At 63.2% G+C, this 22053-nt stretch carries 9 protein-coding genes; all 9 read right to left on the minus strand.

Annotated features, from left to right (window positions below; translation table 11 throughout):
- Positions 1-101: 101 nt before the first annotated feature.
- The gene (locus tag VJ464_05695) at positions 102-2750 is read right to left on the minus strand and encodes a putative Ig domain-containing protein (GenBank protein ID HKQ04603.1); all 2649 of its coding nucleotides are present in this window, start codon (positions 2748-2750) and stop codon (positions 102-104) included.
- Between the two features lie 351 nt (positions 2751-3101).
- Positions 3102-5627 (minus strand): PBP1A family penicillin-binding protein, encoded by a 2526-nt coding sequence (locus VJ464_05700; protein ID HKQ04604.1) that lies wholly within the window; start codon positions 5625-5627, stop codon positions 3102-3104.
- 408 nt (positions 5628-6035) lie between these two features.
- Positions 6036-6674, minus strand: coding sequence for a DUF2911 domain-containing protein (locus VJ464_05705; GenBank protein ID HKQ04605.1), 639 nt, complete (start codon positions 6672-6674; stop codon positions 6036-6038).
- Between the two features lie 18 nt (positions 6675-6692).
- A complete protein-coding gene (locus VJ464_05710; GenBank protein ID HKQ04606.1) occupies positions 6693-9089 on the minus strand; it encodes an ABC transporter permease in 2397 nt (798 codons plus the stop codon).
- Between the two features lie 135 nt (positions 9090-9224).
- A complete protein-coding gene (locus VJ464_05715) occupies positions 9225-11657 on the minus strand; it encodes an ABC transporter permease (protein HKQ04607.1) in 2433 nt (810 codons plus the stop codon).
- A 105-nt stretch (positions 11658-11762) separates the two neighbouring features.
- The gene (locus VJ464_05720; protein HKQ04608.1) at positions 11763-14225 is read right to left on the minus strand and encodes an ABC transporter permease; all 2463 of its coding nucleotides are present in this window, start codon (positions 14223-14225) and stop codon (positions 11763-11765) included.
- Positions 14226-14370: 145 nt separating this feature from the next.
- Positions 14371-16878 (minus strand): ABC transporter permease, encoded by a 2508-nt coding sequence (locus tag VJ464_05725; GenBank protein ID HKQ04609.1) that lies wholly within the window; start codon positions 16876-16878, stop codon positions 14371-14373.
- 155 nt (positions 16879-17033) lie between these two features.
- Positions 17034-19487, minus strand: a complete 2454-nt coding sequence (locus VJ464_05730; GenBank protein HKQ04610.1) for an ABC transporter permease — start codon at positions 19485-19487, stop codon at positions 17034-17036.
- 23 nt (positions 19488-19510) lie between these two features.
- Positions 19511-21949: an ABC transporter permease gene (locus VJ464_05735; protein HKQ04611.1), complete on the minus strand. Its 2439-nt coding sequence runs from the start codon at positions 21947-21949 to the stop codon at positions 19511-19513.
- Positions 21950-22053: the final 104 nt, after the last annotated feature.

Here is a 22053-nt window from a genome sequence, read left to right on the forward strand (position 1 = left end):
CTCCAGATTGAGAGAGCCGGCCGCAGTGCCCGCAAGGCGCGGGCGTGTGGGCGATAGGCTTCGGACGAATGAGCAGTACGGCGCGGGCGGCAGGCCCGGTTTCATTCGACTGTGAGCAAGTAAGGCGGCGAAGCGAGGCCGCCCGGATTGACGACGCGGATTTCGTGTGTGCCGGTGCCTAGCGACACCGGTTTCGCAATCAGTCCCCCGGCGTCGAAGCGCGCGGCGACCTGCGCCCCATCAATCGTCAGGGTCGCGCTGGCATCGATGCGCTCGCCGTTGACGATCAGCTTGCGGCTGCCGGGCTTATACTTCACCTTACTGATGGCCGGCAGCGGTTGAGGTTCTGTAACTTTAATCGCAAGCGCGCCGCTGGCGCTTTGATTGCGCTGATCGCGCACCGCGAGCGTGACACTGAAATCGCCGCTCGCCGCGGGCGTCCCGGTCACCGCGCCGGTGGCGGCATTGAGCGTCAGGCCCGCCGGCAGCGCGCCCGCCGTGAGCGACCAGGCGTAAGGCGGCGTGCCGCCCGAAGCCGTCGGCTGATAAGTGAACGGCTCGCCTTTAACGCCCTGTAGGCTTGTCGCCAGCGAGAGCGCCAATGGCGCGGGCGGCGCCGGCGCGACGGTGATCGAAAACGTCCGCTGGGCCGTGCGCGAGGCGGCATCCATGACCTGCGCGGTGACGGTCGCTGAGCCCGCCGCTGCCGGCGTGCCGCTGATCAGTCCGCTCTGCGGGTTCAGGCTCAAGCCCGCGGGCAGCGCACCGCTTACGAGCGACCATGTGAAAGGCGACGTGCCGCCAACGACTGCGAGTTGATAGCTGAAAGGCGTACCGGCGGCGGCTTGCAGAGGGTTGACGTTGTCTATGCTGGGCGGGCCGGCGGTGACGACGATCTGCACGCTCGGCGACGGCTGGCCGAAAAAGCCCTTGCCCTCCTGATACAACTGCCATTGGAAATTATAAGTGCCGGCGGTGCGCGGCGCGGTCGCGGTGAACTGGATGGTCAGCTGATCGCTCTTGAGCGTGAAGCCCGGAACGGCGACGGCGGCAACACCCCATACGGCGTTGCCGGGCGGGCTCTGCGCCGCCAGCTCGACGGTTGAACCGTCCCACATCTGGCTGCCGACGTTGAACCATTTCAAGGTGGCGTTGAAGCGCTGGCCGGCTTGCACGGTCGACGCCACGCTTTGAGAAATGTAGCGCGAATCAAAAGGCAGCGCCGGGCGCACGGTGATCGTTAACAACTTCTGCTGAACGTTGCCGGCGCCATCGTCAACCTGCGCCTTGAAGCTGAAGGTGCCGGTTTCAAGCGGCACGCCCGTGAGGATGCCGCCGGTGTTGAGCGCCAGACCGCTCGGCGGCCTGCCGTAACCGGGGGCGATGCTCCAGGTGTGCGGCAGGATGCCGCCCGAAGAGACAATCGGCTGAACATAACGAATCTGATCGACCGCGTCCGGCAGCAATCCCGTCGTGTCAATGGCCAGCGGGCGCGGGCCTGGATCGTTGATCGGGTAGACGAAGGCAAGGCCGTTGGCGTCGTCGTCGGTGATCGAAGCGCAGCGCCCATCAAAGTGTGCCGTGCCATTCATCGTCGCGTCGGGGTATTGCGAATGGCCGAGCCCGAGCGCATGACCAAACTCATGCGTCGCCACTTCGCGCAGGCTGCAATGATCGTCATAGCTGTCGGTGGCGTAAGGATTGAGCGAGACGAACCCATAGACCGCTTTGACGAAGGTCTGACCGTTGACCTGTTTGGTTTCGTCGCTCGTCCACTTCAGGCCGCCGAGCGCGATGATCCGGCCCTGCACAGGTGACGGCGAGAAGCGCAGATCGCAGTTGTTAAAGGTAAAAGCATTCACCGTGCGTAGCGTCGGGCAGACGTTGCGCGCCCCGCCGTTGACCAGCCGCAGGCTACACCCGGCGATGTTCGTCCATGCGGTCAGGGCCGCGCCGACATCATCGATCACCTGCGGGTTGGGCGCGAGATCGGGATTGATGTAGAAGACCACCGGCTGATTGCTGTCGGGCTCGAACCAGCGCACGGACTTCACCGAATAGATCAAGGTGAATTGCGGGCGCATCTCGCCACGGGTGATGGCGCCGGCGTATTCGCGCGGCTCAGCCAGGCAAGGCACGCCGGCATAGGTCGCCGCTTCAAAGGCGTCGGCGCGCTCCCGGTTGACCGCGAGCCGCGCTTTGATGACGCGCCGGTAATCATTCAGCCGCGGTTGATCGGCGGCAGGCGCGGAAGCGTGACGGCGCGTGGCCGCCTGCGCGCGCATCGCGTCGCAGCCGGGATCAGCGCGAATGAGCAAGGGTTCGCCGCCCGCGGGGTCTTCGGCAATCGTCAACTTACCGAATGACATTTGATGAACCCGGAGGCTGCCGTCAGCCCAGGTGTCGAGGTAGAGCAAGACGCGCTCGCCGCGCGCAAACTGCGGCGTGCCGTAGACGATGCTGCCCTGACCGTCAGCCTCGCCGCCTTCTTCTTTCAGGACGATGCGGTGCGCATTGATCTCGCCCTTGAGCGTCTCCTCAACGTCAACAGTGATGTAGGTGAAGACGCGATCTTGCTCGGCGTCCAGCCGGCAGGCGAGCGAGCGCACTTTGCCGATGACGATGGCGCGCGCGCCTGTGATCAGGTCGTCATCGCCGGTGAAGTCACCCGTGGCGCGGCGCTCCGTCCTGGCGTTGCCCGCCAGCGCGATCAACAGCGCCAGACACGTCAGGCTGAGTTTAGGGATCATGCTTCTCACACAGTTTCTCGCAGGGGACGGGGGAGCTTAAACGTTTCCGTCTGACTTGCCGCCATTGATATAGCGGAAGGTGACCGAGATGGCAAGAGTCATCGGGGAAGTGACAGGATCTATTCATTCTCGAATAACCATTGGGGGATGAACCGCCAAGACGCCAAGACCGCCAAGAAAAGCTCGGCGTTCTCTTGGCGTCCTTGGCGTCTTGGCGGTTCAAGTCCGGAGAATGAATAGACCCTGGGGGAAGTGACGAGTGACAAGTGACAAGTGACAAGACGTTGTCACTCGATCTACTCGAATGCGGCGGCAGGCGCAGCCCTCTTGTCACTTGTCACTTGTCACTTGTCACTGATTAGGTTTGTCGGCCGCCTTCTTGACCTGTTTGCGAGTGGGTGGCGGCGGGGCATCTTCCGGCGGCTCGCCATCAAGCGGCGGCCTGGTGTCTTTGTCGGGCTTGCCTTCAGGGTATTCGAAGCCGGGCAGCAGCGGCTCAGCAGGCTTGTCGCCTGTGTGAGCATTGCATGCTTCGGTCGGCTGTGTGCCTTCGATGAAATACTCTGTGCGCTTGGTGGGGCACTGCTCGGTGGCAAGCATGCCCGTCGCCGGATCAATCTCTTCGCTGACGATATCGTCGGGCTTCGGGAAACTGTCGCCGCCAAGCTCGGGCCTGAGCGCCAGGGCTTGCTTCATGAACGCCGTCCAGATGGGCAGGGCGGACTTCGCGCCCTCAAGCCCAAGCTCCGAGTTGTCGTCGAAGCCGACCCAGACGGCGCAGACCAGATTCGGCGTGTAGCCGGCGAACCAGCCATCGCGCGACGTGCCGGTCTTTCCCGCGGCCAGCCCTTTGAATCCCATGGCGCGGGCGCGCGCCGCCGTGCCGCGATTCAACACGTCCTGCAATATCGAAGTCGTCAGCCAGGCGACTTCAGGCCGCAGCGCCTGCCGTGACGACGGCTTTGCTTCGACAATCGCCACGCCGTTGCTGTTGGTGACGCGCTTGATCGGACTGGCTTCGGTCAGCACGCCGCCGTTGGCGAACGCCGTGTAAGCTTGCGCCACCTGCAATGGCGTCGCTTCCGTCGTGCCGAGCGCCAGCGCCGGGTACGGCTGCGGCTTCGGCAGCCCGAGCTTTTCGGCCATGCGAGCGATCTTTCCATAGCCGACTTTTTCGGCAACGCGCACGGTGACGACGTTGAGCGAATGGGTCAGCGCGTCGCGCAGCGAGACGTTCTGATTGGCGTAAGTCTTGCCGAAGTTCTCCGGCGAGTAGGTCTGCCCGCGCCCGTAGAGAAACGTCTCCGGCGCGTCCATGAACTCTGAGGCCGCGGTGATCTTCTCGTCGGCCTGATCGTCATAGGCCGAGTTCAGCGCCGTCGCATAAACAATCGGCTTGAAGACCGAGCCGGGCTGACGGTTGGCATCCGTGGCGCGATTGAGCTGGCTCTGCCCGTAGTCGCGCCCGCCGACCATGGCGATGATTTCGCCGGTCTTCGGATTCATGGCAACCAGCGCCGCTTGCAGCGTGCCCGCCGGGATAGGGTTCTTCTTGCGCTTGGCAAAGATGGGGTCAAGCTGGGTCAGTGTGTCGCCGACCGCTTTGTCGGCGGCGCGCTGCAATTCCAGGTCAACCGACGAATAGACGCGGAAGGATTGCCGCGCCAGGTCGCGCGACATGCCTTCGTTGAGCAACTGCTGTTGCAGGTAGTCAACGAAATACGGCGCGTCGCTATTGACGGCGGTGTTGCGCGGCTGGATTTCCAGCTTGGTGGCCTTTGCCGCCTCGGCCTTATCTTTGGGAATGAAGCCGGCCTCGACCATCGCGTCGAGCACTTGATTGCGCCGGGCGCGGGCGCGCTCGGGGTCGCGGTAAGGCGAATAGAGACTCGGCCCGCGAATGATGCCGGCGAGGAAGGCGGCTTCGGGCAGCGTCAGGTTGACGACATCTTTGTTGAAGTAGGCCGAGGACGCTTCGCCAACGCCGTTGATCGAATAGCTGCCCGACTGACCCATGTAGATTTCGTTGGCGTAGAGCTGAAATATCTCTTCCTTCTTGAGCTTGGTTTCAAGCGTCACGGCGATCATCATCTCTTGCATCTTGCGCTTGAGCGTGCGCTCCGGCGTCAGGAAGAAATTCTTGACGAGCTGCTGAGTGATCGAAGAGCCGCCCTCTTGCATCTGGCCTTCGCTGACGTCGCGGAACAGGGCGCGGGCGATGCCGCGCACGTTGATGCCCGAATGCTCGAAGAACTGCCGGTCTTCGATGGCGACGACGGCGTTGATGTAATCCTTCGGCAGGTCTTTGTAAGAGACGAGCTTCTGTTTCTGCCGCGCCTTGTCGTTCGAGATGGCGGTCATCATCTCCGGCTCAAGCTGTGCCTGATCGAGATTGCGCTTGGAATCGAGGTCGGTGATCTGGCGGACGCCTTTGCCGCCGGCCCCGAAGACGATCAAGACGTTAGGGAACTGCCGCGCGTTGTTGATGACGGCGTCGCTCGACGAATGAATCTCCAGGGCGTTGCCTTTGTCGACGTAGCGCCCGCGCTTCGAGTCGGCCTCTTTGGCGGCGTCAACGTAGCCGATGTTGTCGAGATAGGCTTTGATCGATAGCAGGGTGGCGCCCGAGCCCTGGCGGATGGTGCGCGGCGCGGCATAGATGCCGGTGGTGCGGACGACGACATCGCCGCGCAAGCGCGCGTCAATCAGCGCCGAGTACTTGATGTAGAAGAAGGCGAATAGGGAAGCGAATAGGAGCGCCAGAACCGCCAGCACAATGGCGAGCTTGCGCGTGAAGACGCGCCGCCACAGCGGCGGGCGGCGTTGTTCAACGACCCGGATGACGCGCGTATTGGCTTTGCGGGTTATTGTCGCCAAGTCTTGATAAACTCAACTTCCTTTTACCGATTCGCAGACTTAGATACCACTTTCTGCGAATGGGTTCGTTGGTCTGTTAAATAAAATCTGCGGGGCTAAACCAAACTCTAGCACTGATGCGCCGCAAAAGGCAAAAGCGGGCAGGCAATGCGCAGGGTCTATTCATTCTCGAATAACCATTGGGGGATGAACCGCCAAGACGCCAAGACCGCCAAGAAAAGCTCGGCGTTCTCTTGGCGGCCTTGGCGTCTTGGCGGTTCAAGTCCGGAGAATGAATAGACCCTGAGGCAATGCGGAACGAGCAGATAACGCAAGGAATGTAAGAAAGAAGACCGCCGAGACACACAGAGACACGGAGAAAAACGCTCTGCTTCCTCCGTGTCTCTGTGTTCAACTGGCGATGGCGGCCTAGTCGGCGGTCGGCACAGGCACCACGACAGGGGCGCTAAACTGCCACTTGCCCCAACTGATGCGCAGGGTCACATCTTTCGGGTTGCCGCGTTTGAAGAGCAGATCAATCGTCAGCTTGTCTTTGGTCTCGGCTGCCGTTTCAATCGTCATCGGCGCTTTAAAGGCGACCGGCGCGCGACCGATCTCGGAAGCGTCAATGTGCGCGGCGCGCGCTTTCGCCGGATCGATGAAGACCAGGCTCCAGGTCGCGCCGTCTGCCGAGCGATGCAGGCCGAGATACCACAGGCCCGCCGGAATCTGCGTGCCGGCAACCGTCAGCGGCATGTCTGTGTCGAGCGTCGTCCAGAAATTGCTCCCCAGGCGATAGACCTTGCCTTTGGTAAAAGCGTCGAACTTCGCCGTGTCCTCGTAATCTGCCTTCCAGAGCGGGCGACCGTAATCAATCGCAAACTGGCCGGCGCCCATGTCCTTTTTCGTGTTCCAGAAGCCGACGCGGGTGGTGCCGCGCTCCGGCGAATCGCTGCCGAAGGCGACGATGGGCGGCGGCGCCGGCTTGTTATTCTGCGCCCCGGCCAGGCTGCCGAAGCAAAGCATTAAGGTGGCTCCAAGAACCGCCAGTGTCATAGCTCTACGCATAAGAAACGTCCTCCACAGTTATTCGTATCTGAGCGCGACCATCGGGTCGACTCGCGTCGCCCGCCGCGCCGGCACAAAGCAAGCTCCCAGAGCTACTGCTGTCAGAACCAGAGAGATGGCGAGGAAGGTCAGCGGGTCCGAGGCGCTGACGCCAAACAGCAGGCTCGCCATCAAACGCGTCAAGGCGAGAGCCGCGCCAAGCCCGATGATCAATCCCGTCGCCGCGAGCGTCATTCCCTGGCGGACAACCATCCTGAGCACGTCCGCCGCGCTGGCTCCCAGCGCCATGCGCACGCCGATCTCGTGCGTGCGCTGCGTGACAGTATAACTCATCACACCGTAAATGCCGACGCCGGCCAGCACCAGCGCCGCCGCCGCAAACAGGCTGAGCAAGATCAGGTTGAATCGCTGCCCGCTCACCGAAGAGGCGACCACGTCGCTCATCGGTTGAATGCGGGTCACCGGCAGTTGCCGGTCAATCGTCCAGACCTGCTCCTGCGCCAATCGCGCGAGCCGCGTCGGCTCATCCTGGCTGCGGATGACGAGGAACATCCAGCGCTTCCACGGCTGATCCTGTTGCTCGTAGAGGGTGAAGACGGTCGGCTCGGCGGCTTCGGCCAACGATTCCTGGCGGACGTCGCCGCAGACGCCGATGATCGTCATCCAGTAATCGCGCGGCCCCCTGGCCCACTGGATGCGCGCGCCGATGGGGCTACTGTCGGGGAAGTATTCGCGCACGAAGCTCTCGTTGACGACGGCGACCATGGGCGACTTATCGTTGTCCTGCGCGGCAAAGTCGCGCCCGCCAAGCACGGGAATCTTCATCGTCTGAAAGTAGGTGCGGCTGATGCTGCGGGTTTCGACTTCCGGCTCATCGCCGGGGGCGAGCGGCGGGCGGCCCTCGATGACGAAGTTGTGCGACAGGCGATAATCGGTGAGCGGCAATTCGCTGATCATCGCCGCCTGCATGCCGGGCTGCGCGTTCAGCGCCTCAAGCAGACGGAGGCGGCATTGCGTCTGCTTCGGAATCTCTTTGTAGCGCGCCTCGGGCAGCTCGATGCGCATGGTCAGCACGCCTTCGGGCTGGAACCCCGGGGCGACGCCGCGCAAGCGGGCGAAGCTCTTGATCAAGAGTCCCGCGCCGACCAGCAGCACCAGCGCCAGAGCGATCTCGGCGACGACCAGGCTGCCGCGCAAGCGTTGTCGAGTGATGCTGGCGGTTGCGGCGCGGCTGCCTTCTTTCAACGCCTCGCTGACGTTGGCGCTCGCCGCGCTCCACGCCGGCAGCAGCCCGAAGATGATTCCCGTAAGCAGCGACAGCATCAGGGTGAAGGCCAGCACGCCGCCATCTATGCCGATGGTCACAGGGCGCGGCAGGTTGGCGGGCTTGAGCGCGAGCAGCAGGTCAATGCCCCACATGGCCAGGACGACGCCGAGCGTCCCGCCCAGCAGCGCGAGCAGCACGCTTTCGACCACCAGTTGACGCACGAGCCGCCAGCGCCGCGCGCCGAGCGCCGCGCGAATCACCATCTCGCGATGCCGCGCCGCCGCCCGCGCCAGCAGCAGGTTGGCGAAGTTCGTGCAGGCGATCAACAGTACAAAGCTGACCGCCCCGAACAGGATCAGCAACGGCAAACGGATGTCGCCCACCAGTAATTCATGAAGCCCGATCAAGACGCGGTGGCGATCTTTGTTCTCGTCCGGGTAGGCTTCCGAGAGCCGCTGGTCTATGGCGGCCATCTCGGACTGCGCTGCGCTGATCGTCACGCCGGGCTTCAATCGCAGGTAGGTGCGCAGGAAGTGGACGCCGCGAAACTGCGCCGCTACCGGATTCGCAACACGCACCGCCGCCCAGATGTCCGGCTCCTCGCGCGGCATGCGAAAATCCGCGGGCATCACGCCAACAATCGTGTAGCTGTTGCCGCTGAGCGGTATGCTGCGGCCAATGACGCCGCTGTCGCCGCCGAATTGTCGCTGCCAGAACGCATGAGAGAGGACGACGACGCGCTCGCCGCCGGCCACGTCTTCGGCGGGCGAGATCACCCGCCCCAGCAGCGGGCGCGCGCCGAGAACGCTAAAGAGGTCTGCATTACAGAGCGCCGCCTGCACCTGAATCGGCTCGGCTTCGCCCGTGTAATCGAGCGCCTGGACGACCGCGCCGCCGAAGTACTCGACCGCCTGGCTCTGCGCCCTGATGTCGTCGAGGTCGGGCAGCGATTGATTGCCGCGGATCGCCACCAGTCGGCTGGGCTCAGGGTAAGGCAGGGGCTTGAGCAGTACGGCGTTGACGACTGAGAAGATGGCCGTGTTTGCGCCGATCCCCAGCGCCAGTGTAATCACCGCGACAAACGTGAAGCCGGGCCGCCTCAACAGCAGCCGCAATCCATAGCGCAGGTCTTGAATGAGCGTTTGCATCGTTCACCTCTGATAATCAGGAAGCAGGAAGCAGGAGGCAGGAAGCAGTCAGAGAAACAACAGGATCGGCGGTTCGGGATAACAAGCATTTGTCGCAGCCGTATCCGCTCCTGCCTCCTGCTTCCTGCTTCCTGCCTACTCATACCGCAATGCCACCATCGGGTCTACGCGCGTGGCGCGGCGAGCCGGGACGAAACAGGCTCCCAGAGCCACTCCGGCCAGAACGGCGGCGACGATTGCGAACGTTAGCGGGTCGGTCGGGCTGACGCCAAACAGCAGGCTTGCCAGCAGCCGCGTTAGCGCAAAGGTCGCCACCAAACCGATGCTGATACCGCCGAGCGTCATTACCATCCCCTGGCCGACAATCAGACGGATGATGTCGCGGCGGCTCGCGCCCAAAGCCATGCGCACGCCGATCTCATGCGTGCGCTGCGTCACCGTGTAAGAGATGACGCCGTAGATGCCAACGCCCGCGAGCAGCAAGGCGACGCCGGCGAAGATCATCAGCAGCACCATCGAGAAGCGCCGCAGCGAGATCGAATCGCCGACCAGTTGCTCCATGGTGAAGATGTTGTAAACCGCCTGGTCTTTATCCAGCTCGTGAACTTCGCTGCGCACGGCGGCAATCATGGCTTTCGGGTCATCCGCGGTATGCACGACCAGCGACATGAACTGCGTCGGGTACTGCGCTTCGGGCAGGTAGATTTGCATCGGGTCTTTTCTATCCAGCCCATACTGTTTGACATCGGCGACGACGCCGATGACGGTGCGCCAGGGCTGCGGATTGCGCTCGGAGCCGGGAAACTTGATGCGCTTGCCGATGGGGTTCTGCCCCGCCCACAGCGCATCGGCCATGGTCTGATTGATGAGCGCGACCAGCGGTGCCGTGTCGGTGTCCTGCTCGGCAAGCGCCCGACCTTGCTTTAACGGAATCGCCATCGCTTCAAGATAAGCAGGGGTGACGATGTAGAGGTCAACGCTGTCTTCTTCGCCGCGCGCTTTGGGATAGTCTTCGATTGCCAGGGCGCGGCCATCGAAATTGCCGCTGAACGGTAGGACGCTGGTAAAGCCTGCCGCCTTGACTCCCGGCAGCGCCTTGAGCCGTTCGCCTAGTTGATTGTAAAAAGCGACCCACTGCGGCGCTTTCGGGTACTTCGCGCCCGGCAGCGTGACGCTCATGGTCAGGCGATTCTCGGCGGCAAAGCCGGGATCGACGTCGCGCAATCGCATCACGCTCTTGATCAACAGCCCCGCCGAGATTAACAGCACAAGCGCCATCGCCACTTCGCCCATCACCAGCACGCCGCGCAGGCGGTTGCGGCTGGCCCCTGCGCCCGAGCCGCGGCCACCGTCCTTGAGCGTTTCGTTGAGGTCGGGGTTCGTCGCCTGCAAGGCCGGAAGCAGCCCGAAGACGATGCCAGTGAGTATCGAAATGGCCAAGGTGAAGCCCAGCACTCGGCTATCGATCTTGATGCCGGTGAGCAGCGGCATCACGCGCGCGCCGAGCGTTTCGACCAGGCTTGTTCCCCACAGCGCCAGCAACAAACCGGCACCGCCGCCCATCAACGCCAGCAGCACACTTTCGGTCAGGAACTGCCGCGCCAGTCTTAGGCGTGCCGCGCCCAGCGCCCGGCGAATGGCGATCTCTTTCTGCCGCGCCGCCGAGCGCACCAGCAGCAGGTTGCCGACGTTGGCGCAGGCGATCAACAGGACGAAGGCGACCGCGCCGAACAGCGTCAGCAGCGTCGCGCGCAAACCGCCGACCGTGTCTTCGGGCAAGCTGATGAGCCGCACGCCGTAGCCTGTGTTGTGGCGTGGGTGAAGTTGTTCGAGGCGTCCGGTGATGACGTTCATCTCGGCCTGCGCCTGTTCGACCGTGACGCCATCTTTCAACCGCGCGATGGCGCGCAAGTGGCGTGACGAGCGCTCATTCTCGTCGTGCGGTTCGGCGACAGGCCGATAGAATTCGCCGCGCGGATCAACCAGGCTGGTAGGCAGCGATTGAAAGTCCGCCGGCATGACGCCAACCACCGTGTAGGGCCTGCCGCTGAGACTGATCTTCTGGCCGACGACGTTCGGGTCGCCGGCGAAGCGCCGCTGCCACAAGCCATAGCCGAGGACGACGACGAAATCTTTGCCGTCCTCCTGCTCTTCGGGCAGAAAGGTGCGGCCCAGCATCGGCGTCCCTTTCATGATGGTGAAGTAACCGTCGCCCACCTGTATGCCCTGGATGCGCTCCGGCTCGCCTTCGCCGAGCAGCGTCGCGCTCCAGTTGCTGTAGGTGGCGATGTCTTCAAAGACCGAATTCTGATGCCGCCAATCGTCGGTATCGGTCGCCGACACCTGACTTCGGGTGTGCCCTTCCGACGGCGTATTGCCCCAGACGAGGACGATGCGCTCCGGGTCTTTAAAGGGCAGCGACTTTAAAAGGATGGCGTTGACGACGCTGAAGATCACGGTGTTGGCGCTGATGCCGAGCGCCAGCGAAACGACCGCCACCAGCGTCACCAGCGGGCTCTTGCGCAGCATCCTGAAGCCATAGCGTATGTCTTGTAGCAGGGTTTCCATAAAAACTCCTGGGAGTCAGAAGTCAGGAGTCAGAAGTCAGAATGAATAAGGAGGTCGGCTCCGCCGCGGCTTTCATTCTGACTCCTGACTTCTGACTCCTGACTTCTATTCGTAGCGTAGAGCGATCATCGGATCGACGCGAGTGGCGCGGCGGGCCGGAATGCAGATGGCCAGCAGCGCAATCAAAATGAGCAGCAGCGAGATGCCTGTGAAAGTCAGCGGGTCGCTGGCGCTCGTGTTAAAGAGCAGGCTGGCGGTCAGGCGCGTCAACGCAAAAGCCGCCGCCAGTCCCACGGCCACGCCCCAGAGGACGAGCCGCAAGCCCTGGCCGACGATCAGGCGCAGCACGTCGCCGGGCCGCGCCCCCAGCGCCATGCGTATGCCGACTTCGTTGGTGCGCTGCTGCACGACGTAAGCCATCACCGCGTAGATGCCGACCGCGGACAACAACAGCGCCACCGCCGCAAACATTCCCAACAACAGCATCGCAAAGCGGCGCTGCGCGAAGGTCGCCGCCATCACTTCAGTCATCGGCTTGACGCCATAGATCGGCATGTTCGGATCAACGGCGCGCACCTCATTGCTGATTGCCCGCCCCATCGTCGCCGCGTCGAAGTTGCCGCGCACGACAAGCGCGAATTGCAGCCCCGACGCCTGCCACATGCAGCGGTACATCTGCGGCGCGTTGTCGGCGTCTAAGGCAGTCGTCTTGACATCGCGAACGACGCCGACGATGGTGAGCCACGGCGCGGTCGAGTTGCGATTGCCCGGACGTATGCGACGGCCTACAGGGTCTTCGTCAGGGAAGAAGCGGTTGGCGAAGCTTTCGCTGATCAGTAGCACGCCCGGCGACTTCTCGTCATCGTGGTCGTCGAAGTAGCGACCGCGCACCAGTGGAATCTGCATCGCCCCGAAGTAACCGGGGCTCGCCGTAAACGGGTCGCTGGCCGATACGTCGGCGGTTTCAAGCGGGCGGCCTTCGATCAAGAAACTCTGATTGGCATTCTGCCCGCCGAGCGGCAGGCGGTTGACCCACCCGGCTTCTTCGACACCCGGCAGCGCCGCGATGCGCTGCATGACCTGACGATAAAACGGCAGCCGCTGTTGATGCTTGAAGTAGGGGCCGGTCGGCGGGTCGTTCGGCTGCGGCATCCAGAAACGCGCCGTCAGCACACCCGAAGGATTGAAGCCGGGAGCGACCGATTGCAGTCGCCAGAAGCTGCGCAGCAACAGTCCCGCGCCGATCAGCAGCACCAGGGCGAGCGCGAACTCCGAGACGACCAGCAGGCTGCGTAAACGGTTGGCCCGCTGTCCCGCCGTCGAGCCGCGCGTCGCGTCTTTCAGCATAGCGGTCTTGGTCGCGGTCGCTTGAAAGGCCGGCGCGACGCCGAAGACGAACCCGGTCACCAGCGACACCAGCAGCGTGAACAGCAGCACGCGCCCGTCAACGCCGATGTGCGTCGTCGGCGGCAGGCTCGATGGCAACAGCAGCACCAGCCCATCAATGCTCCAGAGCGTCAGCAAGAGGCCGAGCAAACCGCCGCTCAGCGACAGCAGCGCGCTCTCGGTCAGCAGTTGACGGAGCAAGCGCAAGCGGCTTGCGCCGAGCGCGGCGCGGATGGCGAATTCGCGCTGGCGCACAGAGGCGCGCGCCAGCAAGAGGTTGGCGACGTTGGCGCAGGCGATCAACAAGACAAACGCCACCGCCGCAAGCAAGATCAACAGCGCCGGGCGCACGTTGCCGACCAGATCATCTTGCAAGGGGATGAGGCGCGGCGCCCAGCCGCGATTTTCGGGGAAGTCGTTTGGGAATTCGCTCCGCAAATCTTCGGCGACCACGTTGATGCGGGCCTGCGCGGCTTCGAGCGAAACGCCGGGCTTCAATCGTCCGAGAACGCCGCTCAGGATATAGAAACCACGCGCCGGCGGCTGAAATGGCGTGGCCGCATAACCAGTCGGCGCCCATATCTCGGCTTCGCCCTGAATGCCGCGGCCCGGATGATGAAAGCCCTGCGGCATCACGCCGACGATGGTGAAGAGGTCGTTATCGAGTCGGAGTTTCTTGCCGAGGATGTTTGTATCGCCGCCGAAGCGCCGCTTCCACAAGCCGTCGCTGATGACGACGATCTCGGTGATGCCCGGTTGATAATCGTCGGGCTGAAAGGTGCGTCCGAGGGCGGCGTCCGCGCCGAGAATCGAAAAATAATTCGGGCTGACCAGCAGGGCTTCGATGCGCTCCGGCTCGTCGACCTCTGTCAGGTTGACGTTGATCGGGTATATGCCTGAAACGTCCTGGAAGATGCCGGCGCGGTCGCGGTAGTCGAATAGCTCGGGGATGGTGACGCCGACATCTTTGGCGTTGCGTTTGGTGAAGTCAGAGGTGACGCGGACGAGCTGTTCGGGCTGCTTGAACGGCAGCGGCTGTAGGAGCAGCGAATTGACGACGCTGAACATGGCCGTGTTGACGCCGACGCCGAGCGCCAGGGTGATGATGGCAACCGCCGTGAATCCCGGCTTCTTCGCCAGCATGCGCGCCCCGTAGCGCAGGTCTTGCAGCAGTGTGCTCATTGCTCACCTCCGTAAATCAGGAAGCAGGAGGCAGGAGGCAGGAGGCAGTCAGGAAGCGTGCAATAGCCGGCCATACGGCTGATGGAAGATGTTGATTAGCTGTCCTTCGTTGACGGCTTCCTGCCTCCTGCCTCCTGCTTCCTGCCTACTCATATCGCAATGCCTTCAGCGGATCGATGCCGGCGGCTTTGCGGGCCGGCAGGTAGCCGCCTACGAGCGTTGCCGCGCTCAACAACAGCCCGGCGCTGATAAAGACGATGGGATCGCTCGCCTTGACGCTGAACAACAGCGATTCCGTCAATCGGCCCAGCGCGTAAGCGGCGGGCAAGCCGGCAATCAACCCGATGGCTGCCAGGATCACGACCTCGCGCAAGATCAACCACGAGACATTGCCGCGCGTCGCGCCCAATGCCATGCGAATGCCGATCTCGCGGGTTCGCCGCGTCACCGTATAAGCCATCACGCCATACAGCCCGACCATCGCCAGCAGCGCCGCCAGCAGCGCAAAGCCCAGCGACAGCATGGTCAGGAAGCGGTCAATGAATAACGATTCGTCAATCTGCCGGCTGACGGTCATCAGACCGAAGATCGGCAGGTTCGCGTCCAGGCGCTCGACTTCGCCGCGCAAGGTTGTCGCCACGGTGCCGACATCCTGTCGGGTGCGGACGTAAAAGGTGTAACTGCCGAACGGCTTCCTCTGGGTATAGGGAAGATAGACGAATGGTTTCTCTTCTTCGCGGACACTGGAGGATTTGCTGTTTTTGACGACGCCGACGATCTCGATGTCGGGTATCACTTTGTTGCCGGAGCCGAAAGCGAAGTGCGCGCCGACCGCTTCGTGTTCGCCGAAGTATTTGCGCACGAAGCTCTCATTGATGACCGCCACCTTCGGGCTGTTGGCGGTGTCGGCCTGACTGATCTCGCGCCCCTTAATCAGCGGGATGCCCATCGTCGAGAAGTAGTTCGGGCCAATCGAATTGTGGTCGACGTGCAAGTTTTCGGCGTCCTGCCCCTGATAGCCTTCGACGGTGACGTTCGAGCCGGCGCTGCTGTCGGCGAAGACGGGAATCTCGGCTGCGCTCACCGACTCGACCCCCGGCAGCGCCGCCAGCCGTTGATGCAACTGGTCGAAGAAGGTGATGGTTTGCTGCGGCGAGTAGCCATTCAGTTGCGGCTCGATTGAAAACTCGATCAACTGGTCGGCGCGCAGGCCGAGATCGAGGCGGCTCAGGTTACTCAGGCTGCGCGCGAACAGGCCGGCACCGACCAGCAGCACGGTCGTCAGAACGATCTGCGAAACCACCAGCCCTTTGCGGAAGCGCACCTGTCCGAGGCTGCCCGACACGCTCGACCCTTGCTCGCGCAATGTGCCTTCCAGGTTCAGGCGCGTTGCCTTGAACGCCGGCATCAGGCCGAAGATGATGCCCGTAAGCAGCGCCAGCGCGAAGTTGAAAGCCAGCAATCGGGGATCGAGTTGCGATGACAGTCCCTCCGCACCGAAGCCCTGCGGGAGGGCGGCGATCAGACCGCTGATCGTCCAGGCGGCGACCAGTAGGCCGACGCCGCCGCCAATAAAAGAGAGCAGCAGGCTCTCGACCAGAAATTGCCGCACCAGGCGAAAGCGCCCCGCGCCGACCGCCATGCGAATGGCAATCTCGCGCTGCCGCGCCGCGCCGCGCGCCATCAGCAGATTGGCGACATTGGCGCAGGCAATCAGCAGCACCAGCCCAACCATGCCCATCAACACGCTCAAAGGCTCTGTGGTGCCGTGCTGAAGAATCGGCCTGCCGCGCGCTCCGGCGTCCAACACCAGCGGCTTATCCAGAAAGCGCTGCTGCTGTTCTGCCGACATCTTGCCCTGCAAGGGCAGCTCCTCTTCGAGAATCTGCCGGTAGATGGGAGCGACGGCGGCTGCGGCCTGCGCGCCCGATAGACCGGGCTGCAACCTGCCGAGAATAGCCAGCCAGTAATCCTTAGGATCGTTCAGCGCGTCCCACCCCGGCGTCATCTGCGCCTTCATCGTCATGGGGATGAAGACATCGGGGAGTTGTCCCACCTGCACGCCATTGAAGCCTGACTGTGCGACGCCTACAACGGTCATCACCGCGCCGTTGATCGTCAGCGTCTTGTTCAGCACGTCGGGGCTAGCGCCAAAGCGTCGCGTCCAGTAGCCGTAACTGAGGACGGCGACGGGGCCAGCGCCGGGCGCGCGGTCGTCATCGTCCGTCAAGAGACGACCAAGCGCCGGGCGCACGCCGAGCACGGCGAAATAATTACCCGTCACCAGCTCGCCGTTGGCGCGCTCGGTCTGCCCGTCGCCGGCGACGCTGAGCGGCACGGCAAAGCGCGCCAGCAGCCCTGCGAAAACGTTGTTCTTATCGCGCAACGCTTTGTATTGCGGATAAGAGAACGAAGCTGAGCCGTCGCCGTCGCTCCATACGTGCCCCGATTTCGAGCCGGGTGAGCGCAGCACCACCAGCTCTTCGGGCCGTTCAACCGGCAACCGGCGCAAGAGAATCTGATCGGTCAGCGAGAAGATCGCCGTGTTGGCTCCCAGCCCGAGCGCCAGCGTCAGCACGGCGATGGCCGTGAAGCCGGGATTCTTCATCAACGTCCGAATGCCATAGCGTATGTCTTGCCACAGTGTATCCATCAGCAAACCTCCGGGAGTCAGGAGTCAGGAGTCAGAAGACAGAATGAACAAGGAAGTCGGCGGCAGCCAGTACGCTTGTCCGCCGCCGCTTCTATTCTATCTTTTAGACTCCCCTTCCTTATTCATTCTGACTCCTGACTTCTGACTCCTGACTTCTATTCGTAGCGCAGCGCGATCATCGGGTCTACGCGAGTGGCGCGGCGGGCCGGCACGAAACAGGCTCCCAGAGCCACTAAGGCGAGGATCAAGGCGACGCCGGCAAATGTCGTCGGGTCGGTAGCGCTGACCCCGAACAGCAAGCCGGTCATCACGCGGGTTAGCGCTGCCGAGGCGATCAGTCCCAGCGTCACGCCCAACAGCGCCAGCCTCATGCCCTGACCCACGACCATCTTGAGAACGTCGCGCCCCTGCGCGCCCAGCGCCATGCGCAAGCCGATTTCCTGTGTGCGCTGCGCGACCGAGTACGCCATCACGCCATACAGGCCGATGGCGGCCAGCAACAGCGCCACGCCCGCAAAGACTCCGATCAATTGCAAATTGAAACGCGGCTGCCAGAGTGTGTCGGCTATCACCTGCTCCATGCTCACGACGTTCGAGACCGGCAGGCTGGCGTCCATCGTCCTGACCTTATCCTGCATCGCCGCCGCCAGGCTGGCAGGCTCGCCCGTCGTGCGGACGACGATGGTCATTGAAGTGTACTGCCGGGCCGTGTTCGCGAAGAAAGCCGGGGTCTGTTGGAAGGCCGTATAGACTTCGTTTTGTGGCTCGCTCGTCCAGCTCTCCTGCTTGACATCCCTGGCGACGCCGATGACGGTGAGCCATCGCGGCGACGGCGTGCCCGGATCATCCAGCGTGATGCGCTTGCCGATGGCGTCTTCGGTCGGCCAGTAACGGCGCGCCACCGCTTCATTGATGATGGCGACGGCGGGCGCGTCGGCGCTGTCGCGTTCGTTGAACTCGCGCCCGGCGCGCAGAGGAATGCCCATCGCGCGAAAGTAATCCGGGCGGCTGACGCGCCAGATGGTGGCGTCGCGTTGTCCCGGTGGCGGCAACGGGCGGCCTTCGATGCTCAGCGCCCTGCTCCAGACATCGCCGGCCAGCGGCAGGTGATTGATGGCGCTCGCCGATTCGACGCCCGGCAATGCCGTGAGCTGTTCGGTCAAGCTGCGGTAAAAGGCTTCGCGCGCCGGGCCGGCGTACCGGGGCGCGCCCGCAAGCGAAACGGTCATCGTCAGCAGGTTGCGCGGATTGAGCCCCGGATCGACCGCCTGTAGCTTCAAAAAGCTGTTCATCAGCAGACCGGCGCCTACGAGCATCACCAGCGCCAGCGCCAGCTCGGCGACGACCAGCGTTTCGCGCAAGCGCCGACGCCCGGTGGTCGTGCTGCGCCCGCCCTCTTTGAGCGTCTCGTTCAAATTCGGCTTCGATGCGCCGAGCGCCGGGGCCAGGCCAAAGAGCATGCCGGTCAACACTGTAACTAAGAGTGTGAAGCCGAAGACCACGGCGTCGATCTTGATCTCGCTCAGACGCGGCAGGCGGACGCTGAAGCTGGTGCTGTTGCCCGCCAGCAGGGCTTTGAGCAAGTCCACGCCCCAGACGGCGAGTAGAAGACCGACCGCCGCGCCGCACAGCGAGAGCAACAGGCTTTCGGTCAACAACTGGCGGAGGATGCGCTGGCGGCTCGCGCCCATCGCGACGCGCACGGCGATCTCTTTCTGTCGCGCCGCTGACCGCGCGAGTAACAGGCAAGCCACATTGGCGCAGGCGATCAGCAGGACGAACCCGACCGCCCCGGACAGGATCAACAGCGCCGGGCGCACGTTGCCGACGACTTTCTCGTTTAATGGGTCAACGCGGATGTCGAGGCCGCTATTCTCCTCCGGGTAAGACTGGGCGAGCTGCGCGCTGGTCGCGGCAATCTCGGCTTGCGCCTGGCTCATGCTGACGCCCGGCTTCAAACGCCCAAAGACGCGCAATGAGCTGCCGCCGCGATTGGTGGCGCGGTTGCGCAGGTCGAGCGGCGCCCACATCTCTGCGCGCGTTGACCAGAAAGGGGGGAATTGAAACTGTGGCGGCATCACGCCAACCACAGTGTAACTTTCGCCGCTCAGTGTGAGCGTCTGCCCGACGATGCCGGGGTCGCCGCCGAAGGCCCGCTGCCAGAGCTTGTGACTCAGCACCAGCACATGGTCGCGGCCCGGTTGAAAGTCATCGGCTTCGAGCGTACGCCCGTACATCGGCTGAACGCCGAGCAGATCGAAAAGCCCATCGCCCATGCGCAACCCGGCGACCTCTTCGGGGTGGTCCTGGCTTGAAAGGGTGCCGCCCCAGGCTTCCGCCGCCGCCATCTGCGTGAAGCTCTGGCTGTTTGCTTTCATGTCGAGGAAGTTCGCCGGCGAGACCGGCCCCCGCCCTCTGCTCAACAGCGTGACGATCTGCTGCGGGTCTTGATAATCGAGCGGGCGCAGCAGGACACCATTGACGACCGAAAAGATGGCCGTCGTCGCGCCAATCCCCAGGGCCAGCGTGATGACGGCAATCAGGGTGAAGCCGGGTTTCTTCATCAACATCCGCGCGCCGTAGCGCAAGTCTTGCAACAGGGTTTGCATAGGAATCTCCTCAACCTTAACCTTTACTCGTATCGCAGCGCGACCATCGGGTCTACGCGCGTTGCCCGGCGAGCTGGCACGAAACAGGCTCCCAGAGCCACCCCCGCCAGAATGAGCGGGATAGCAATAAAAGTTAGCGGGTCAGTCGCGCTGACGCCAAAGAGGAAACTCGACATCAAGCGCGTCAGCGCCAGCGCCGCCGCAAGCCCAATGCCGACGCCGACGCCCGCAATCGCCATGCCCTGAGCGACCACCAACCCTAGCACATCGGCAGGCCGCGCGCCGAGTGCCATGCGAACGCCGATCTCATGCGTGCGTTGCGTCACCGTGTAGCTCATCACGCCGTAGATGCCTACGGAGGCCAGCACCAGCGCCAGGGCGGCGAACAGGCCAAGCAGCAGCATGGTGAAGCGCCGCTGCGACAACGAGTCGGCCAGCACCTGCTCCATCGAGCGCACGGCAGTAACCGGTTGATCTTTATCTACGGTGAGAATCGCTTCTTTCATCGGCCCGACGGCCGCCATCGGGTCGCCGGCCGTGCGCGCGACCAGGCCCATGCCGAGAAAGCCTGTGATGAAGTCATCGGGTATCTGCACGTAAGGCATATAGAACTGGAAGGGAATCTCTTTCTGCGCGTCCAGCCCGAAATGCTTGACGTGGCCGACGACGCCGACGATCTCAAACGGGATGTCGGCCATCTTGTCGTTGCCGGGAATGGTCATGCGCTTACCGACCGGGTCTTCGCCGGGGAAGAGGTCGCGCGCCATGTATTCATCAATGACGGCGATGTGCGGCGTGTCCTTGGTGTCCTGGCGGGTGATGAACCTGCCGCGCTTTAGCGGGATGCCCATCGCCTCAGCGTAGCCGGCGCTCACAGGGTTCATCAGCGCCCATTGAATCGCTTCGGGCGCAGGGCGCGGACCGTTGCCGACCCAGAACGGCGCTTCGCTGTCGTCGCCGATGAAGGGCATGTTGGCGGTGATGGCGACCGCTTGCACGCCCGGCGTCGCCTGCAAGCGTTCGAGCATGTGGTCAAAGAAGTTTCTCACCTTCGTCGCGTCGTCATAGACGTTCGACGACAGCGGTATCTGCATGGTGATGACGTTCCGCGGGTTGACGCCGGGGGCGACGTTGCGCACAGCCATCAGGCTGCGGATCAACAGCCCCGCGCCGATTAACAAGACCAGCGCGAAGCCGACTTCGACGACGACCAGCGCGTTACGCACGCCCTGGCGCATGGTCGCCGCCGTGCGCCCGCCCTCTTTCAATGTCTCGTTCAAGTTGGGCTTGGAGACATGCAGCGCCGGGATCAACCCGAAGACGCAGCCGGTCAGCGCCGAGATGAACAATGTAAACAACATCACGCGGGCATCCAGGCCGATGTCATCGGCGCGCGGGATGGTGTCGGGGATCAGCGCGATCAGCGCGTCCGTTCCCCACATCGCCACCAGCAGCCCGAGGCCGCCGCCAATCGCCGACAGCAGGACGCTTTCAGTGAGCAACTGGCGGACGATGCGCCAGCGGCTCGCACCCAACGCCGTGCGTATGGCCATCTCTTTCTGGCGGGCGGCGGCGCGCGCCAGCAACAGATTGGCGACGTTGGCGCAGGCGATCAACAGCACCAGCCCGACTGCGCCGAGCAATAGCAGCAGCACAGGCTTGATGTCATGCACGAGGTCATCGTGCATCGTAACCATCGCCACGCCCTGATGGGTGTTCGATGCCGGATATTGTTGTTCGAGCGCCGCGGCGATGCCTTGCATCTCGTCGCGGGCTTCCGCGAGGGTCGCGCCCTGGCGCAGTCGCGCGATGACGCGCAGGCCGGGATGAAAGTCGCGCACCTGCAACGAAACGTCATCCTGTACGCCGATGGGCACAAAGAGATCGACCGGCGAATAGAACTTGAAGCTCGCCGGCAGGATGCCGATGACCGTGTATTCTTTGCCGTTGATCGTCAGCGGCTTGTCGAGGATGTTAGCGTCGCCGCCAAAGCGCCGCTGCCAGAAGCCGTGGCTGAGCATCACGACAGGCCCGGCGCCGCGCCGGTCGTCTTCGGCGCGCAGGTCGCGCCCCAGCGCCGGGCGCACACCGAGGGTTGCGAGAAAGTCTGCGGAGATCAACCTGCCGGTGACGCGCTCGGGTTCGGCACCGCCCGTGATGTTGAAGGGCTGGTGGCGAAAGACCGCCATGTGCTCAAAGGCTCTCGACTCGCGCTGCCAGTCGAGGAAGTTCAGATAAGAAACCGACATCTGCTCGAACTGTGGCGACTTTTCGTAAACGCGCACCAGTTGTTCCGGCTGTGGGTAGGGCAGCGGCTTGATCAGCACTGCATTAATGACGCTGAAGATGGCCGTGTTAGCGCCGATGCCGAGCGTCAACGCCAGTAGCGCAATGACCGTAACCATTCGCCCTTTGAGCAGCATCCGCACCGCATAGCGCAGGTCTTTCGTTAGCGTCTCCATTCACTGCCTCCAGTGAGGGTGTCAGGTGATAGGTGTTGGGTGTTAGGAAGAAGAGCGCCGCGTTATCCGTAACCTGTCACCCGACACCCGACACCTATCACCCA

Source organism: Blastocatellia bacterium (genome assembly GCA_035275065.1).
Lineage (GTDB): Bacteria > Acidobacteriota > Blastocatellia > UBA7656 > UBA7656 > DATENM01.